Consider the following 17,606-nt stretch of genomic DNA (forward strand, 5'->3'; position numbering starts at 1 on the left):
TTACGGCAATGGGTCATGCCATTGCCTCCCGATTCCCGCCGCTGTCCGTACCGCCGTACGGCCCGGGGTCGGAGACGTCCCCACCCCAGGCGGGACCATTGAGAACTTTGACCAACTTTGGCAATGGCTTGAGAATGTCGCGAAATACTGCGCGATGACCATGAGTAACCTCGGGGGATGCCCCTCCCCTGGCCGCGTTCGCGATCTCTGCGCGCACGGCTGACCTTCATCGCAACCGCAGCCGCCGCCCTCGTCCTCATCCCCGTCTCCATCGCCGCCGACGTCGGCGTCCGGCATGCCGTCGCCGCTCACATCTGGAACGACAGCCTCGACGTGGCGAGCAGGATCGCCGCGGAGATCCGCGACGGCCGGACGCCCACGGTCATCCCCACGGCGGACGGCGGCATAGACCTGATCACGGTGACCGGAGCGGACGGCGCGGTGATCGCCACCAGCGCCGCCGCCAAGGGGCTGCGGGCCTTCACGTCGATACGGCCGTCCTCCGACACCCGGGTCGCCCAGACCACCACGTGCTCGGTCCCCAACCGCGACTGCGTGTACCTGACCGCCGTGCGGGTCTCGGACACGGCCGGCTCCCCGATCGTCTACGCCGGGCGCTCGGCGCCCGCGATTCTGGACAGCCGCTTCCCGGAACTGGAACTTCTCCTGCTGGTCGTCGTCCTGGGAGGCGGCGTGGGGCTGATGGCGTGGTGCGTCTCCGGCCGCGCGTTACGCCCGGTCGAGGCCATCAGCTCGGAGTTCGAGGAGGTCTCGGCCGACAACCCCGGATCCCGCGTCCCCGAACCTCCCGGCGACGACGAGATCGCGCGCCTCGCCCGCACGGCGAACGACGCGCTCGCCCGGCTCGACAAGTCGATCCGGCAACAGCGGCAACTCGCCGCCGACGCCTCTCACGAACTGCGCACCCCCATCGCCGGGATCCGGGCCCAACTTGAGGACGCGCGGCTGCACCCGCAGGACACCGCTGTGGCCATCGACGCCGCGCTGCGCGACACGACCAGGCTGGAGGCGATCGTCTCCGACCTTCTTCTGCTCACCAGCATCGGGACGACCCCGCACACCGTCCGCGAGCGTGTGGATCTCGGACGGCTGGTCTCCGGTGAGGTGAAGCGGAGATCGGGACACATGCCCATCCGGCTGCAGCTCGAACCGGACGTGATCGTGAGCGGGCTGCCCGCCCAGATCGCCCGCGTCGTGACGAACCTGCTCGACAACGCGGAACGCCATGCGGCCACCGGCGTCAGCGTGGACGTCCGCGGCGACGACGAGGGCGTCGTGTTGTCCGTGGTCAACGACGGCGAGCACATCCCCGAGGAGGACCGGGAGCGGATCTTCGAACGGTTCTACCGCAGGGACACCGCGCGGAGCAGGCGGGACGGCGGCACGGGGCTCGGCCTGGCCATCGCGCGCGAGGTCGTCGAGGCCCACCACGGGACCATCACCGTCGAGGACGTCGACCAGGGAGTCAGGTTCGTCGTGCGCCTCCCGCGGGCCCCGCAGGAACCGCCCCCCGACGGCGACCCGCCGTCTCCGGACCGATGAGCGCACCGGGCCGCGTCAGGCGGGAAGCAGCGCGGGCAACACGTCTTCGAGTTCGCGGATCCAGTACCGCCAGTCGTGGGTGCCGGCGCCGTAGAAGTCCGTGGTGACGGCCACGCCGGCGGCCCGCGCCGCGGTGACGAAGCGCCGGTTCCGCTCGAGGATGGACCGCTCCCCCTCGTCCACGGCCTCACCCCGGCCATCGAGCGGACCGGGCCGGCCGTCACCGCACGCGAGGTAGACGCGCACGTTCTCCAGGCGCCCGGCCAGGTCCGCCGGGTTGTGCGCCTTCCAGACCTCCGGCCGCTCCCGGGCGTCCCCCCACAGATCCCGCGGGTCCACGCCGTAATCGCGCATGAGGCCTTCGAGCCCGCCGGGGTCGTATCCGGTGTCGATCACTCCGGAGAACGACGCCGCCGCCTCGAAGACGCCCGGATGCCTGGCCGCGTACGCGAGCGCGCCGAACCCGCCCATGGAGGCACCCGCGACCGCACGGCGGTCACCTGTGCGGTAACGCGCCTCCACGAGAGGCATCACCTCTTTCAGGTGGAACGACTCCCAGGCGGGGCCGTCGAGCCAGTCCGAGTACCAGCTCATCTCGCCGCCCTCCGGGACGACCACGACGGCTTTCAGGCCGGCCGTAATCCGCTCGGCGTCGCCGTACACCAGCCACGCGTCCCCTCTGCTGACGCAGCAGCCGTGCAGCAGGTAGAGGACCGGCCATCCCGCGGACCCCGGCATCCAGCCCTCCGGCTTGAGCACCCAGACCGAACCCTCCCGGCCGAGCGCGGGCGACCGGATCGACAGGCGGTCCACCCTGGCGCTCAGCCCCTCGACGGCGGTGATCCGTGCCCCCGCTCCGGTGCCTTCCGTCGTCGTGCCCGGCGCCCCGGAGCACGCCGCCACAGCGGCGAACAAGGCCAGAGCAGCAAAGATCCGGCGCATTCCCGCACCTCTCTCCACCGAGATCGCGCGCTTCGACGTCATCCAAAGTTAAACATGCGGCCTATACCTGTTCAGCTGACTCACGCCCAACCAGCGCTCCCACTGACTAGGTTTCGGGGCACCCCCAATCTGGGGGAACTGTCGTCGCGTGCAGAAGGAGTCACTCGTGCGAGTGCTGGCTGTTGTCCCCGCCCGTGGTGGTTCGGTGGGCGTCCCGCTGAAGAACCTGGAGAAGGTCGGAGGCACTCCACTGGTCGCGCGAGCGGTCGCCGCGTGTGTGCAGGCCGAGCTCATCGACGAGGTCGTCGTCAGCACCGACCACGACCGCATCGCCGAAGTCGCCGAGAACGCGGGAGCGCGCGTCGTACGCCGCCCGGCCGACATCAGCGGCTCGACCGCCTCCAGCGAATCGGCCGTCCTGCACGCCCTGTCCGAGGGCCTGGACGAGGACCCGGAGATCGTGCTCCTGGTGCAGTGCACCAGCGCCTTCATCGACCCGGCGGACCTCGACGCGGCCATCGCGAAGGTCGTGGCGGGCGAGGCCGACTCGGTGTTCTCGGGCACCGAGACCTACGAGTTCGTCTGGACCGGCGACGGCCACGGCGTCAACCACGACCCCGCGACCCGTCCCCGCCGCCAGGACCGCGATGCCCAGTTCCGCGAGACCGGCGCGTTCTACGTCATGCGCACCGAGGGCCTGCGTGAGCACGGGCACCGCTTCTTCGGCCGGATCGCCGTCCAGCAGGTCCCGGCCGAGCACTCGGTCGAGGTGGACACCCCCGAGGACCTGAAGATCGTCCGGGCCCTGGCCCCCGTCGTGGACAGGCCGCTGCCGATCGACGTCGACGCCGTGGTGACCGACTTCGACGGCGTGCACACCGACGACCGCGCGTTCGTCGACTCCGAGGGCCGCGAGCTCGTGGCCGTCAGCCGCGCCGACGGCATGGGCGTCTCGCTCCTCAAGCGGGCCGGCGTCAAGGTCCTGGTGCTGTCGTCCGAGCAGAACCCCGTGGTCGCCGCCCGCGCCGCCAAGCTCGGCGTGCCCGTCGTCCAGGGCCTGGCCACCAAGCACGAGGCGCTCAGCGAGTGGCTCTCGAGCGAGGGCCTCGACCCCGAGCGGGTCGCCTACATCGGCAACGACGTCAACGACCTCGCCGCGATGTCCCTCGTCGGCTGGCCGGTCACCGTACCCGACGCCCACCCCCGTGTCCGCGCCGCCGCGCGTGTGGTGTTGTCGACCCCGGGTGGCGCCGGAGCCGTCCGCGAGCTGTCGGACCGCGTGCTCGCCGCCCGGCCCGAGGCCGACGCGGCCGCCCCGGTCGCCCGGCCGACCGTCACGGTCACCTCGGCCGCCTCGCGGCCCCAGCCCGCTCCCGTGCAGATCGGCGACGCGCTGGTCGGCGCCGGTCAGCCGGTCTACATGATCGCCGAGATCGGCATCAACCACAACGGCGACGTCGACATCGCCCGCAGGCTGATCGACGTCGCGGCGGACGCCGGCTGCCAGGCCGTCAAGTTCCAGAAGCGGACTCCCGAGATCTGCGTGCCGGTGGAGCAGCGCAGCCAGATCCGGCAGACTCCGTGGGGCGAGATGACCTACATGGAGTACAAGATCCGAACCGAGTTCGGCTACGACGAGTACTCGCAGATCGCCAAGCACTCCGAGGAGCGCGGGCTCGCCTGGTTCGCCTCCCCCTGGGACGTCCCCTCGGTCGAGTTCCTCGAGGCGATGGACGTTCCCACGCACAAGGTCGCGTCCGCGTCGATCACCGACCACGAGCTGCTCCGGGCGCTCGCGAGCACCGGCAAGCCGATCATCCTGTCGACCGGCATGTCGACGCTGGAGGAGATCGACAAGGCGGTGGAGATCCTCGGCACCTCCAAGCTCGTGATGATGCACGCCACCTCGACCTACCCGCTGCCTCCGGAAGAGGCGAACCTCCGCACCATCGTCACCCTCCAGGAGAGGTACGGCGTGCCGGTCGGGTACTCGGGTCACGAGCGCGGCCTGCAGATCTCGCTCGCGGCGGTCACGCTCGGCGCGGTCACCGTCGAGCGGCACATCACGCTCGACCGGACCATGTGGGGTTCGGACCACGCCGCCTCCCTCGAGCCGAGCGGCCTGGAGCACCTGGTCCGGGACATCCGCATCATCGAGAGCGCGCTCGGCGACGGCGTCAAGCGCGTCTTCCCGGGCGAGGAGGCCCCCCGCGCCCGCCTGCGCCGCACCACCGTGTGATCGCGGAGGGCTGGTGATCACACTTTCGGTCGTCGTGCCGGTCCGTGACGGGGAACCGTACATAGCCGACGCCCTGACGTCTCTGGTCCGGAACGTGTCCAGCACGTTCCGGACCGAGGTCATCGTCGTCGACGACGGATCGGCCGACGCCACCCCGGAGGTCGTCGAGGACTTCCGGGACGACCTGCCGGGGCTCGCGGTCATCAGGAACCCGGCTCCCGTCGGCCTCGCCGACGCAAGGAACCTGGGGCTGCGGCAAGCCACCGGCAGGTACGTGACGTTCCTCGACGGCGACGACTGGCTGGCGCCCGGCTACCTGGCCCAGCTGGTGTCGGCCATCGAGGGGTTCGGCTGCGACTTCGTCCGGGTGGACCACATCCGGGCGGAGGGCCGCAAGCGGGAGATCTTCCGCGCGCCGGAGGCCCGCAGGAACGTCGTCCTCGACCCGCGGGAGTCCATCCTGCCCGCAGGCGCCAAGACGCTGGTCGACTACCCCTTCGCATGGGCCGGCATCTACCGCCGCGAGTTGGGTGAGCTGCTCACCTTCCCGAGCGGCCTGCACACGGCCGAGGACCGTCCGTGGATCTGGCGGCTGCACCAGCGGACGAGGTCGTTCGCGATGGTGTCGCTTGCGGGGGTGTTCTACCGCCGGGGTTTGCCAGGCTCCCTCACGCAGGTCGGCGACGATCGGCAGCTGTACTTCTTCGACGCGTTCGAGCAGGTCTTCGCGGAGGTCGAGGAGAGGTTCCGGCCCAAGGCGATCCGGACGTTCTGCGCGTTGCTCGTCAACCATCTCGAGGCGGGGCACCGGTTCACCCCGGAGACCGCGGCCCGTTTCTCGGCCCGGGCCACGGAGGTGCTGACCGCCCTCCCGGAGGATCTTCTCGCCGAGGCCATCGCGACCAACGAGCCCGAGCGGCAGGCTACGCTGCTGCGCCTGAAGGAGGGCTCATGAACCAGGTGTTCCACGCCTCGCGGTTCTTCGGGGCGATGACCATCGCGGCCGCGATCGACGCGGGGGCGTTCGGCTCCGCGGACCGGCGGGTGTTGCTCGTCACCAACAACGCGGACATCCCCGAGGTCGCCCAGTCTCTGGACGAGACGCCCGGGTTCGCCGCGCTGCGCGACAGGTTCGACGAGATCCGTTCGTGGAACGAGATCATCGCGCCGCTGCACCCGTCCGAGTGGAAGGCCCGCGCGGTCGAGGCGCCCCTGTTCGCACGGCTGCTGGAATCCCACCTGGGCATCGACCGCGTGGACGAACTGGTCCTGGAGTCGGTCATCGTCTCGCCGGCCCGCACGCTGCCCGGGCTGTTCAAGGACTGCAGGCTGACGGTCTACTCCGACGGCCTGATGGCCCACAGCCCGACCAGGGACCCGCTGCCAGCGGAGATCTCCGCCAGGGTCGCCCGGCTCATCCATCTCGGCCTGGTTCCCGGTCTGACTCCCCTGCTCCTCACCGAGCACGGCGTGCCGTCCCACGAGTTGCCGGTCGACGCCTTCCGGCGGGTCGTCGCGCAGGTCGCGGCCACGGAGCCGGACGGCCTGCAGGGCGACGCGGTCGTGCTCGGGCAGTATCTGGCGGCCCTCGGCATCGTCACCCCGCAGGAGGAGGCCGAGCTGCACGCCTCCATGTTGCGGGCCCTGGTCGCCAGGGGGCATGAGCGGATCGTGTTCAAACCGCACCCGGCCGCGGGACGGCGGCAGAGCATGCAGCTCAAGCGGATCGCGGCGGACGTCGGCGCGCACCTGGTCATGGCGGGTGAGCACATCCCCGCCGAGGTCCTGTTCGCCAAGGTACGGCCCGCACTCGTCGTCAGCTGCTTCTCCACGGCACTGATGACGGCGCGGAAGTTCTTCGGCCTGCCCGTGGCGTCCATGGGCACGGACCTGCTGCTGGAGCGGCTCAAGCCGTTCGAGAACAGTAACCGGATCCCGGTCACGATCGTCGACGCGAGCGTCCCCCGGCTGGCCGCGGACGGCTCCCTGTCCGCGCCCGCACCCGTCGACCTCGGCGAACTCATCGGCGCCGTCGCGTACTGCATGCAGAGTGAGCGTCACCCGGAGCTGCGCGAGACCGCGCGGGCATACGTCGAGGCGAACGGGCACGCGCGGTACTTCAAGAAGCGGCGGCTCGAGGTGCTGAACCTGCTACCGGAGCCTGAGCCCGTCCCGGAATCCGAGCCTGCCCCGGAGCCGGAACCCGTGGCGGCGCCGACGTCACGGCTGCGCCGCCTCATCGGGCGTTAGGCCGGGTCTCCCCCGCGCGGGAACGCTCTGGGCCCCGAAAGGCGAGAATGCCCGCCGCTGTGTGCGCGGCGGGCATTCTCGTTCTCAGACGGCCAGGTGAACGCTGTCAGAACGCCTTGAGGTAACGCCGCATCCGCCGCTTGGCGCGGTAGCCGTACTTGAGAACCTTGGGCGGGACCTCGAGACGGAGCCGGGCCCGGCGGCGGGCCGTGGCGTGTTCGGGTGAGTCGAGGACGGAGCGGGCCGGGACGAGAGTGCCGGCCTGGGCGGCCGCCACCAGCCCAGAGACCCGGTCGACCCAGTCGCTGGCCGAGGCGTCGTGGAAGTAGTTGGCCTGGCACCACGCCTCCGTCGGCATGCGGAAGTCGGCCTTGGCCAGGTCCTCCATCGTGCCGAGGCAACCGCTGCCCTCGAAGACGAGGTTGATCATCTCCGCGCTGACCCCGAAGTCGGACAACACGAGCAGCGGCACCCGCTGGGCGATCGCCTCGAGCGCGGCGGTCGAGCTGACGGTGACGAAGCCCGCGGCGTGGGTCAGGTGCTCGTGCATGGGACCCGCGGCGAAACGGACGGCGTCCTCGCGGACCCGGCCCTCCGCCGCCATCGACATCCAGAGCCGCTCGTAGTGGTGGCGCTCGTTGTGCGTCTGACGTTCCGAGTCGCGGGCCCGCAGCTTGACCACGACGTCGAGATCGGGCCGGTTCGCGGCGAGGTCGGCGAGGGCGAGCAGGATCTGCTCGCGCTCCTCGCGGCGCCGCGGCACCTTGGCCTGGGTCGCGAAGATCACGCGGTCGCGGGCGCCCTGCGGTGCGGGGGCGCCGAGGTCGAGGTACGGCAGGCGGGCCAGCGCGACTCCGCCGCCTCCGCCGAGCTCACGGCCGATCGCGGAGAACTCGGCGACCTCGCGGCCGCTGTGGACGACGAACAGGTCGCAGCCGCTGCGGAACAGCCAGGCCTTCTCCGTGGCGGGGACCGAGATGCCGGGCAGCCCGGACACGAACACCGGCCGGGGCCGCAGGTCGGCGAGGATCTCCGCGGCGAGCACGTCGACGACGGGGCCGGTGCAGGCGAGCAGGACGACGTCGGGGCGGAACCGCTCGGCGGCCTTGCGCAACTGCCTGGACGACACGACCGCGGGGAGCGCGTCCGGTCCGGCGCCGGCGACTCTGGTGCCGCTCACGGCGGCGGCGATCTGGCTCTCCGAGGGGGCGATGGGCGTCCGTACGACCGCCATTTCGGTCGGCCACGACGCCGGGAGCGTGTCGAGCAGGCCCGCGGCCCACTTCAGATAGGAATCAGCGTCGGCGACGGCGAGCACGCGGGTCAAGAAGCAACCTTTCCGGGGTCCGGGGTAGCCCCCGGATGAACACTGCCGGGGGCCGGGGTCGTCCCCGGATGAACACTGCCGGAGCCGGGGGTCGCCCCCGGAAGATCACTGCCGGAGCCGGGGCTCGTCCCAGGCCGGCCTCCGCCGGAGCCCGGCTCGGCTCCCGGCGAGGCGTGGTGGGCGAACTGCTGCAGGTGGGTGCGCAACGACGGTCCGGCCGAGGCGGTCCACCACTCGTCGGGGACCTCCACGGTCTCGACGGGGACGCCGCGGGCCGCGAGCAGCACGCGCAACGAGGTCACCGCAGTGGAGGGCATGCTCAGCACCCGCTGGTCGGGGCCGAGGTCCCGCAGGGTCATCTCCACGGGGATGCCGACGTCGTTGATGGTGAGGCCGGGGATCCTGCTCACCCGCTCGAGGTCGCGGGGATCCTCACGCCGGTGCGGGTAGTACGCCACCGGCTCGCCGATGCCCTCCAGCCAGCCCAGGTAGCGGTCCCGGTGGATCAGGCCGTTCCTGACGAGGGAGGTGCCGAGCACGATCGTGCGCTCCTGCGGCGGACGCTCGCTGGGCTGGGACCGCAACCAGGCGAAGTCGTGCGTGACGAGCCGGGTGCCGGTCTTCCGCACGGCCGAGGCGAGGTCGTCGGGCACGGGTAACGCGGTGAAGACGGTGAGCTTGCGGCCGCGGAGGCGGAAGCCGGCGGTCGCGCCGAGCACCGACCGGCCGAAACTCGGCTTGCCTCTGGCCCGCAGGAGCGGCCGGCGGGAGCTGAGCAGCTCCAGCAGATGAATGGTGGCGAGACCGTCGTCGACCAGAATCGTGCGGCCGGGGATCGAGGTGACGAGCGCGAACTGGACCCGCCCGGAGAAGGCGTCGCCCACCGCCCAGGTGCGGCCGGGACGCGGCATGCGCCCGGAGGGCTCCTCGAAGGCGAGTCCTTCGGGTAGGCGGAGGCTGTTGAGCGCTTTGCGGGTGAGCCTCAGCGCGGGCAGACCCGCACGAGGCACGACACGGGTCTCAGACCCGAGGAGCCCCGCGTGGTGTGCTTCCACCACGCATAGGAGCTGCAGCGGGGACTCCACCCACGCGACGGCCGACCCTTGCTCATCGACGTGGTTGCGACCCTCGATATCCACGCCCCGTAATGACCCATTCACGACCTGTCCAGAATAGCCAGCGAAGGCTACAGCGGCAGGAACATGCGGTGAACACAGGTTGAAAGGATCTTCATTCCTCGCAGGCCATACCGGGTGGGCATGGCCCGCCGCCGTCGCCTCGCATCTCACACCGTCATCCGAATAATACGGTTTGTCCGTATATGCGAACCTTGTGTACTCATTCGATTACAGGGCGTGCGTTTTTCCTGGTGGGTCGTTGGCAATGTTCTACGCCGTGCCCCTAACGAAGAGATCCAGAGGATGGTGGCCCTGGCTCGCCGGTGCACTCGTCTTGTGCACGGCGTTCTCCAGCGCGGCGCACGGCGAACCAGCACCGACCCAGCGGCCGAACATCGTCTTCATCCTGACCGACGACCTGAACACCACCGATCTGCAGAGATTTCCCAACATCTGGAATCTGCTCGTCCGGCAGGGGGCGTCGTTCTCGCACTTCTTCGTCACCAACCCGTGGTGCTGCCCGTCGCGGTCATCGATTCTCCGCTCGCAATACGTCCACAGCCACGGAGTGGTGAGCAATCGCCTGCCGACGGGCGGCTTTCCCAAGTTCCGGCCGATGGAGGAATCCACCATCGGGACCTGGATGAACGATGCGGGCTATCGCACCGGCCTGATGGGCAAGTACCTCAACCAGTACCCCATGGGCGCCCCCTGGTCGCACGTCCCGCCCGGCTGGGACCAGTGGGCGGTGCCGGTCACCCGTCTCTACCAGGAGTACGGCTACGCGCTCAACGAGAACGGAACGGTCTTCCAGTACGGCAACACCTCTGAGGACTACCTGGAAGACGTGATCAGTGCGAAGGCGGACAGGTTCGTCTCACAACGCGGCACGGACCCCTTCTTCCTCTATCTCGCACCGGTCGCTCCCCACCTGCCGGCCAACCACGCTCCCCGGCACGAGTGGGCGTTCGCCGGCGAACCCGCGCCCCGGACGCTCTCGTTCGACCAGCAGGACCTGTCGGCCGAGCCGCTCTGGCTGCAACAGCGGCCGCCGCTCTCCGTCAGGGACGTGCGCCGGATCGACACGATCTATCAGAACCGCGCACGGGCGATGCTCGGCGTGGACGACATGGTCGGCAAGCTCGTCACGTCGCTCCAGCAGTCGGGACAGCTCGACAACACCTACATCTTCTTCGCCTCCGACAACGGCTTCCATCTCGGCCAGCACCGGCTCGAGCCCGGCAAGACGACGCCGTTCGAGGAGGACATCCGGATCCCCATGATCGTCAGGGGTCCCGGAATCGCTCCCGGCAGCACGATCGACCAGATCTCGTCGACCGTCGACCTCTCCCCCACGTTCGCCGATCTGGGGCGCGCCTCCACCCCGGCGTTCGCCGAGGGTCGTTCGCTCGTCCCGCTGCTGCAGGGCCGCAAGGTCCCGTGGCGTGACGCCGCGCTGGTGGAGTTCGTGCACGCGGCCTACTCGCCGCTCTGCCCGCCCACCTACAACGCGCTGCGCACCGCGCAGTACGCCTACGTGGAGTACGAGACGGGCGAGCGACAGCTCTACGACCTGTACGCCGACCCGAACGAGATGCACAACATCGCGGCGACCGCCGACCCACAGTTGATCGCCGCCCTGTCGGCACGGCTGGCCGCGCTGCACGCGTGCAGCGGGGAGACCTGCCGCATCGCGGACTCGACTCTTCCGGACTCGGCACGCCTGGCGAGGGCGCCCCCCGCGAGGGGCGGGGGCGCCCCGCCCTTCACCTGACCGGCCGCGTGACCATCCGCGCGACCATCCGCGCGACCTGTCCGCCTGAACACGACACGAGCGGCCATCGCCCATCCGGGCGGTGGCCGCTCACCGTCTCCGCGACCGCACCACTCCAGCAGCCCGGCGCGAACCATCGCGGCGTCACGGCCGCCGAGCACCGGAACACTCCCGCCACCGCACCGCCACCGCACCGCCACCGCACCGCCACCGCACCGCCACCGCACCGCCACCGCACCGCCACCGGACCGGCGTCCGATCGCCACACAACGACCGCGACCGCCGCCCGCACCCCACCCGCGCACGCCCCGGCACCGGCTCAGGGGTGACAACGCGTGCTCAGAGGGACACCGTACGCCCTGTCTCACGGTTTCCGCCCGTATGAGGCTGGGAGCGCTCCCACTCCCCATTATGCCTGGATATACGCATTTGAGGTCATCAAATCGCGCCCGGCGTAACAGTTGGGTTTCGGCATATTGACGCTGACGTCGCCAATGGAGGACTCTTCGTGGGAGCGCTCCCATATTGCTGTGGTCGGGGATCGGCCATGGGATGCCACCTCCCACGAGATTCGGGATACCACCTGAGAGGGGTCCGGAATGATTGACAGATCGCGCCGCGGCAGGATGCTCGCGGTCGCAGCGGCCACGGCCCTCGCCCTCAGCGTCACGGCGGCGTGTGGCGGTGACGGCGACGAGGCACCGTCGGGCGGTTCCTCGGCTGCGGCGCCGGTCACCATCAAGGTCCAGACGTTCGGCGGCGGCAAGAACTTCGGGTACAAGGAGGCGATCGACAAGTGGAACGCCTCCCACACCGACATCAAGATCCAGGAAGAGCACCTCACCGACCAGTTCGAGCAGGTCTACTGGCCGCAGATGATCCAGTGGCTGCAGTCCGGCTCGGGAGCCGGTGACGTCGTCGGCATCGACGAGGGCGGCATGGGCCTGGCCAAGGCGCACCCCGAGTGGTGGGCCGACCTCGGCGAGTACGGCCTGTCGAGCCGCCAGGGCGACTTCGCCCCGTGGAAGTGGGACGGCGGGCTCACGGCGGACGGCAAGCTCTTCGGCCTGGGCACCGACCTCGGCGGCATGAGCCTGTGTTACCGGCGCGACCTGTTCGAGAAGGCGGGCCTGCCCGCCGACCGCGACGAGGTCGGCAAGCTCTGGCCCACCTGGGACGACTTCATCAAGGTCGGCCAGGAGTTCCAGTCGAAGGTGAAGGACACCAAGTTCGTCGACGGCACCAACACGCTCTACAACGTGGTCCTGGTGCAGGAGGCCGCCAAGAACGGGGGCGTGTCCTACTTCGACAAGAGCAACAACCTCATCGTCGACAAGAACCCCGCGATCAAGACCGCCTACGACTTCGCAGTGAAGATCAGCCAGGACGGCCTGACGGCCAAGCTCCGCAACTTCACCCCCGAGTGGAACACCGGCATGAAGAAGTCGCAGTTCGCGACGCTCGGCTGTCCCTCGTGGATGCTCGGCGCGGTCAGCGGTGACGACGGCGCGGGACCGGAGTTCTCCGGCAAGTGGGACGTCGCGGCGGTGCCGGGCGGCGGCGGCAACTGGGGCGGCTCCTGGCTCGCGGTGCCCAAGCAGTCGAAGCACCCGAAGGAGGCGGCCGCGGTCGCCGACTACCTGACGGGCAAGGAAGGCGAGATCAGCGTGTTCACCTACAGCGGGAACATGCCGAGCAACACGCAGGCCCAGCAGGACCCGGCCGTTCAGGGCGCCAAGAACGAGTACTTCAACGACGCCCCGGTCGGCGAGATCTTCGCCAAGTCGGCGTCCACGCTCCAGCCCGTCTACCTCGGCGTCAAGCACGCCCAGGTGAAGAACGCGGTGGAGTCGGTCGTCTCGGCGCTGGACGACGGCTCGGTGCCCTACGACCAGGCGTGGCAGAAGCTGCAGGACGACGCGGTGAAGGCGGCGGGCTGATCCCCCTGCCCGTCCTGTGAGCACCGGCCCGCCGCGGGCGGAACCCCGTGGCGGGCCGGTCTCCTGCTTCCGCTGAAAGGTGACCCATGAGCCTGCACGTCGAATCGGGACCGTCCACTCGGGCGCCGGTCCCGCCTTCGAGGAGGCACGGACGGCCGGGGCCAGGGCGGGTCTTCCTGTCCTGGCTGGACCTCAAGGCCGCGCCGTACCTCCTGATCTCGCCCTACTACCTGCTGTTCCTCCTGTTCGGGATCTTCCCGCTCGGCTTCACCCTGTGGTACTCGCTCTACGACTACGACCTCGCGGGAACGGTGGAGTGGACCGGGCTGGGCAACTACACCGCGCTCCTGGCCGACTCGGCGTTCTGGAACGCGGTCGTCAACACGCTCGGGATGTTCGTCATCGCGACCGTCCCGCAGATACTCCTGGCACTGCTCCTCGCCAACGCGCTGAACAAGCGGATCAGGGGCCGGTTGTTCGTCCGGCTCGGCGTCCTGCTCCCCCTGGTCACCTCGGTCGTCGCCGTGGCCGTGGTGTTCACCCAGCTGTACGGACGCGACTGGGGACTTTTCAACTGGATCCTGGGATCGGTGGGCGTCGATCCGGTCGACTGGAAGGCCGAGCGACTGCCGTCCTGGCTGGCGATCTCCACCATGATCGACTGGCGGTGGACCGGCTACAACGCGATCATCTTCCTGGCCGCGATGCAGACGATCCCGAAGGACCTCTACGAGGCCGCGGCCATCGACGGCGCCTCGCGCCGCCGGCAGTTCTGGCAGATCACCATCCCGATGCTCCGGCCGACCATGATCTTCGTGGTGCTGAACTCCACGATCGGCGGTCTGACGCTGTTCGCGGAGCCCACCACCTTCTACGGCGGCAACGTGCACGGCGGCAGCAACAGCCAGTTCCAGACCGTGTCGATGTTCATCGTCGAACAGGGTTTCCGCGAGTTCGACTACGGCTACGCGGCGGGCGCGGCGTGGCTGCTCTTCCTCATGATCCTCATCGGATCGCTCATCAACTTCCTGCTCATCCGCCGGATCGGGGGTAGAAAGTGACCACGCTCTCCGCGCCGGCCGAGACCCGCAAGCCCCGGGCGAAGCGGGCCGGCGGCTCCGACCTCTGGAAGGCCACGCCGCTCACGAGGATCGTGCTGATCGTCACGATCGTCGTCTCGGCCTTCCCGCTGTACTGGATGGTCGTCATCGCCTCCCGGTCCAACCATGAGGCCACCGACATCCCGCCGCCCTTCCTGCCCGGTGGCAACCTCGGCCAGAACATCCAGCGGGTGCTGGCCAACGAGGACGCCCACTACCTGGCCGGCCTGACCAACTCGGTGATCATCGCGTCCACCGTGACGATCTCCGTGGTGCTGATCTCCACGTTCGCGGGCTTCGCCTTCGCCCGGCTGCGCTTCAAGGGCGGCCGGATCCTCCTGCTGCTCGTGCTGGTGACGATGATGGTCCCGCTGCAGCAGATGGGCATGGTGCCCCTCTACCGGATGATGGTCAGCCTCGAGTGGATCGGCACGCTCAAGGCCGTGATCCTGCCGTACCTGCTGAACGGCTTCGGCGTCTTCCTCATGACGCAGTACACCGAGCAGGCCGTGCCCAACGAGCTGGTCGAGGCCGCGCGCGTCGACGGCGCGTCGACCCTGCGGATCTGGTGGAACGTCATCCTGCCCGCCGTACGGCCGGGCATGGCGGTGCTGGGGATCAACACGTTCATGCTGACCTGGAACGACTTCCTGTGGCCGCTGATCGTGCTGACTCCGGACAACCCGACGGTCCAGGTCGCCATCAACTCCCTCAACGCGAAGTACGGCACGGACTACGTCCTCATCTTCAGTGGGACCGCCCTGTCCGTCCTCCCACTCATCGTCGTTTTCGTCGTGTTCGGCCGCCAGATCATCGGCGGACTCATGGAAGGTGCAGTCAAAGCGTGACCACGCAAGGCACACGACCAGAAACCGAGGCAGCAGGGCTGACGTTCCCCACCGGGTTCGTCTGGGGCGCCGCGACCTCGGCTTACCAGATCGAGGGCTCGGTCACCGCCGACGGGCGCGGGCCCTCCGTCTGGGACACCTTCTGCCGTCGGCCGGGCAGCATCGTGGGAGGCCACAACGCCGACATCGCGATCGACCACTACAACCGCCACCGGGAAGACGTCGCGCTCATGGCCGACCTCGGCCTCACGGCGTACCGCTTCTCCGTCTCGTGGCCGCGCGTCCAGCCGGACGGCGCGGGCGCGATCAACGCCCGGGGCCTCGACTTCTACAAGCGGCTGGTCGACGAGCTGCTCGGCCACGGCATCGACCCCTGGGTGACGCTGTACCACTGGGACCTCCCCCAGGCCCTCGAGGACGCGGGGGGCTGGCCCGCGCGTGACACGTCGAAGCGCTTCGCCGACTACGCGGCCGCCGTGCACGCCGCGTTGAGCGACCGGGTGCGGAACTGGAGCACGGTCAACGAGCCCTGGTGCGCGGCGTTCCTCGGGTACGCCTCGGGCGAGCACGCCCCGGGGCGCCGGGAGCCGGAGGCGGCCATCCGGGCCGCCCACCACCTGAACCTCGCGCACGGCCTGGCCACTCAGGCGATGCGCACGCAGGACCCGGCCTCGCGGATCGGCGGATGCGTGAACCTCTACGCGATCTCCCCGGCCACCGGGAGCGACGCCGACCTGGACGCGGCCCGCCGCATCGACGGCCTGCAGAACCGGTTCTTCCTCGACGCGCTGCTGAAGGGCGCCTACCCGGAGGACGTGCTGGCCGACGTCGCCCGCCTGACCGATGGCGGGTTCGTCGAGGACGGCGACATGGCCACGATCTCCGCGCCGCTGGACATGCTGCTGATCAACTACTACAGCCGGTTCACCGTGTCCGGAGCGCCTGGAGGCGCGGCGTCGGCCGCCGCGGCTCCGACCGACTCGGGCTCCCCGTGGGTGGGCAGCGAGCACGTGGGGTTCGTGAACGGGGGCCGCCCCGTGACCGGCATGGGCTGGGAGATCGACGACGCCGGGCTGTACGAGATCCTCACGCGGGTGCACGAGGAGTACCCGTCGATCCCGATGGTGATCTCGGAGAACGGCGCCGCCTTCGACGACGTCCTCGTCGGCGGCTCGGTGCACGATCCCGAGCGGACGGCCTACATCGAGGCGCACCTGCGGGTCTGCCACGCCGCGATCGAGGCGGGGCTGCCCCTCCAGGGGTACTTCGCGTGGTCGCTGATGGACAACTTCGAGTGGGCGTGGGGGTACGGCAAGCGATTCGGGCTCGTCTACGTGGACTACGAGACCCAGGTCAGGACGGCCAAGTCCAGCGCGTTGTGGTATGCCGACACCATCAGGCGCGGTGGTCTGCCGAGTCCGGCAGAATAAACGCGTTCGCGATCAGCGGTACGTGCAGATGAGGGGGCGCCGGAGATGAACGGGGATCGTCGCGTGGGAGCGCGACCGACCCTTGAGGCGGTCGCCGCTCGTGCCGGCGTGGGCCGCGGCACCGTCTCGCGGGTCATCAACGGCTCGTCGAAGGTGAGCGACAAGGCCAGGGACGCCGTCCTGCTCGCGATCGAGGAACTGGGATACGTGCCCAACCGCGCGGCCCGCACCCTCGTCACCAACCGGACCGACACCATCGCCCTCGTGGTGTCGGAGTCGGAGCAGCGCGTCTTCGACGAGCCCTACTTCGCGGGGCTGATCCGCGGGATCGGCTCGGCCCTGTCGGAGACCGGGCTGCAGCTGATCCTCACGATGGCGCAGAACCGGCAGGAGCACGACCGCCTGGAGGGCTACCTGACCGGGCAGCACGTCGACGGCGTCCTGCTCACGTCGGTTCACGGGGCCGATCCGTTACCGGGCCGGCTGGAGGAGCTGGGCGTGCCCACCGTCCTCGGCGGCCGGCCGGTGGGGCTGAACCCCTACAGCTACGTCGACATGGACAACCGGGCCGGCGCCCGGCAGGCGGTGAAGTACCTGGTCTCCAAGGGCAGGACCGACATCGCCACCATCGCCGGCCCCCAGGACATGGGCGTGGGCGTCGACAGGCTGGCCGGATACCGTGACGCGCTGCTCGCCACCGGCATGCCCGAACTGGTCTCCTACGGCGACTTCTCCGAGGAGAGCGGCGAGGCGGCGATGCGGGAGCTGCTGGAGCGGCATCCCGGTCTCGACGCCGTCTTCACCGCCTCGGATCCGATGGCCGCCGGGGCGTTGCGCGTGTTGCGTGAGCGGGGCAGGTCCGTCCCCGGCGACGTGGCGGTCATCGGTTTCGAGGACTCGAAGGTCGCCCTGCACACCGACCCGCCGCTCACGAGCGTGCACCAGCCGACGGAGGCGATGGGCAGGCAGATGGTGAAGCTGCTGATCGCCCGCATCAACGAAGAGGCTCTGGAGCAGCCCGTCGTCATCCTCGACACGCACCTGGTGATCCGCGCCTCCGCCTGAGCCGGCCCGG

The 17,606-nt window shown here is 69.8% G+C and carries 13 protein-coding genes; 10 read left to right on the forward strand and 3 right to left on the reverse strand.

Going from position 1 to position 17,606, the window contains the following annotated elements; translation table 11 throughout:
- The first annotated feature begins 177 nt into the window (after nt 1–177).
- Entirely contained in the window at nt 178–1,563 is a 1,386-nt protein-coding gene (locus Pph01_RS35465) for a HAMP domain-containing sensor histidine kinase (RefSeq protein ID WP_204077589.1), read from the forward strand.
- Between the two features lie 15 nt (nt 1,564–1,578).
- Here the strand turns inward: Pph01_RS35465 and Pph01_RS35470 are convergent, their stop codons facing one another.
- Nucleotides 1,579–2,505 carry an alpha/beta hydrolase gene (locus tag Pph01_RS35470; RefSeq protein ID WP_204077590.1) on the reverse strand — a complete coding sequence of 309 codons (927 nt, stop codon included), beginning with the start codon at nt 2,503–2,505 and terminating at the stop codon, nt 1,579–1,581.
- 166 nt (nt 2,506–2,671) lie between these two features.
- Between Pph01_RS35470 and Pph01_RS35475 the strand changes: the two genes are divergently transcribed.
- Genes Pph01_RS35475 through Pph01_RS35485 form a run of 3 tightly spaced genes read left to right on the forward strand, consistent with a single transcriptional unit; the run spans nt 2,672 to nt 6,994 of the window.
- Nucleotides 2,672–4,744 (forward strand): N-acetylneuraminate synthase family protein, encoded by a 2,073-nt coding sequence (locus tag Pph01_RS35475; RefSeq protein WP_204077591.1) that lies wholly within the window; start codon nt 2,672–2,674, stop codon nt 4,742–4,744.
- A 13-nt stretch (nt 4,745–4,757) separates the two neighbouring features.
- A complete protein-coding gene (locus Pph01_RS35480; RefSeq protein WP_204077592.1) occupies nt 4,758–5,699 on the forward strand; it encodes a glycosyltransferase family 2 protein in 942 nt (313 codons plus the stop codon).
- A complete protein-coding gene (locus Pph01_RS35485) occupies nt 5,696–6,994 on the forward strand; it encodes an alpha-2,8-polysialyltransferase family protein (protein ID WP_204077593.1) in 1,299 nt (432 codons plus the stop codon). Before Pph01_RS35480 ends, Pph01_RS35485 begins: the two co-directional genes overlap by 4 nt.
- Before the next feature lie 106 nt (nt 6,995–7,100).
- On the opposite strand, the gene Pph01_RS35490 is transcribed toward Pph01_RS35485, so the two are convergent.
- Together Pph01_RS35490 and Pph01_RS35495 are read right to left on the reverse strand one after the other, a co-directional pair.
- On the reverse strand, nt 7,101–8,312 hold the full coding sequence (locus Pph01_RS35490; RefSeq protein ID WP_239117258.1) for a DUF6716 putative glycosyltransferase: 1,212 nt from the start codon (nt 8,310–8,312) through the stop codon (nt 7,101–7,103).
- Between the two features lie 5 nt (nt 8,313–8,317).
- Entirely contained in the window at nt 8,318–9,460 is a 1,143-nt protein-coding gene (locus tag Pph01_RS35495) for a hypothetical protein (RefSeq protein ID WP_204077595.1), read from the reverse strand.
- Nucleotides 9,461–9,716: 256 nt separating this feature from the next.
- Between Pph01_RS35495 and Pph01_RS35500 the strand changes: the two genes are divergently transcribed.
- The 6 genes from Pph01_RS35500 (at nt 9,717) to Pph01_RS35525 (ending at nt 17,596) form a co-directional block, all read left to right on the forward strand.
- Complete coding sequence (locus Pph01_RS35500; protein ID WP_239117252.1) at nt 9,717–11,213, forward strand: sulfatase family protein; 1,497 nt, start codon at nt 9,717–9,719, stop codon at nt 11,211–11,213.
- Between the two features lie 599 nt (nt 11,214–11,812).
- The gene (locus tag Pph01_RS35505; protein WP_204077596.1) at nt 11,813–13,153 is read left to right on the forward strand and encodes an ABC transporter substrate-binding protein; all 1,341 of its coding nucleotides are present in this window, start codon (nt 11,813–11,815) and stop codon (nt 13,151–13,153) included.
- Between the two features lie 86 nt (nt 13,154–13,239).
- Nucleotides 13,240–14,214 (forward strand): carbohydrate ABC transporter permease, encoded by a 975-nt coding sequence (locus Pph01_RS35510; RefSeq protein WP_204077597.1) that lies wholly within the window; start codon nt 13,240–13,242, stop codon nt 14,212–14,214.
- Nucleotides 14,211–15,101 carry a carbohydrate ABC transporter permease gene (locus tag Pph01_RS35515; protein ID WP_239117253.1) on the forward strand — a complete coding sequence of 297 codons (891 nt, stop codon included), beginning with the start codon at nt 14,211–14,213 and terminating at the stop codon, nt 15,099–15,101. Before Pph01_RS35510 ends, Pph01_RS35515 begins: the two co-directional genes overlap by 4 nt.
- Complete coding sequence (locus Pph01_RS35520; RefSeq protein ID WP_204077598.1) at nt 15,098–16,531, forward strand: GH1 family beta-glucosidase; 1,434 nt, start codon at nt 15,098–15,100, stop codon at nt 16,529–16,531. The genes Pph01_RS35515 and Pph01_RS35520 overlap by 4 nt, the downstream gene beginning before the upstream one ends.
- A 45-nt stretch (nt 16,532–16,576) precedes the next feature.
- Complete coding sequence (locus Pph01_RS35525) at nt 16,577–17,596, forward strand: LacI family DNA-binding transcriptional regulator (RefSeq protein WP_204077599.1); 1,020 nt, start codon at nt 16,577–16,579, stop codon at nt 17,594–17,596.
- Nucleotides 17,597–17,606 lie beyond the last annotated feature (10 nt).

Source organism: Planotetraspora phitsanulokensis, assembly GCF_016863295.1.
Classification (GTDB): Bacteria; Actinomycetota; Actinomycetes; order Streptosporangiales; family Streptosporangiaceae; genus Planotetraspora; species Planotetraspora phitsanulokensis.

Bases quoted from the DNA above. Each gene is read 5' to 3' on its own strand.
- Pph01_RS35465 (WP_204077589.1), top strand. From the start codon at position 178: ATGCCCCTCCCCTGGCCGCGTTCGCGATCTCTGCGCGCACGGCTGACC.
- Pph01_RS35470 (WP_204077590.1), bottom strand. From the start codon at position 2,505: ATGCGCCGGATCTTTGCTGCTCTGGCCTTGTTCGCCGCTGTGGCGGCG.
- Pph01_RS35485 (WP_204077593.1), top strand. From the start codon at position 5,696: ATGAACCAGGTGTTCCACGCCTCGCGGTTCTTCGGGGCGATGACCATC.
- Pph01_RS35505 (WP_204077596.1), top strand. From the start codon at position 11,813: ATGATTGACAGATCGCGCCGCGGCAGGATGCTCGCGGTCGCAGCGGCC.
- Pph01_RS35510 (WP_204077597.1), top strand. From the start codon at position 13,240: ATGAGCCTGCACGTCGAATCGGGACCGTCCACTCGGGCGCCGGTCCCG.
- Pph01_RS35525 (WP_204077599.1), top strand. From the start codon at position 16,577: ATGAACGGGGATCGTCGCGTGGGAGCGCGACCGACCCTTGAGGCGGTC.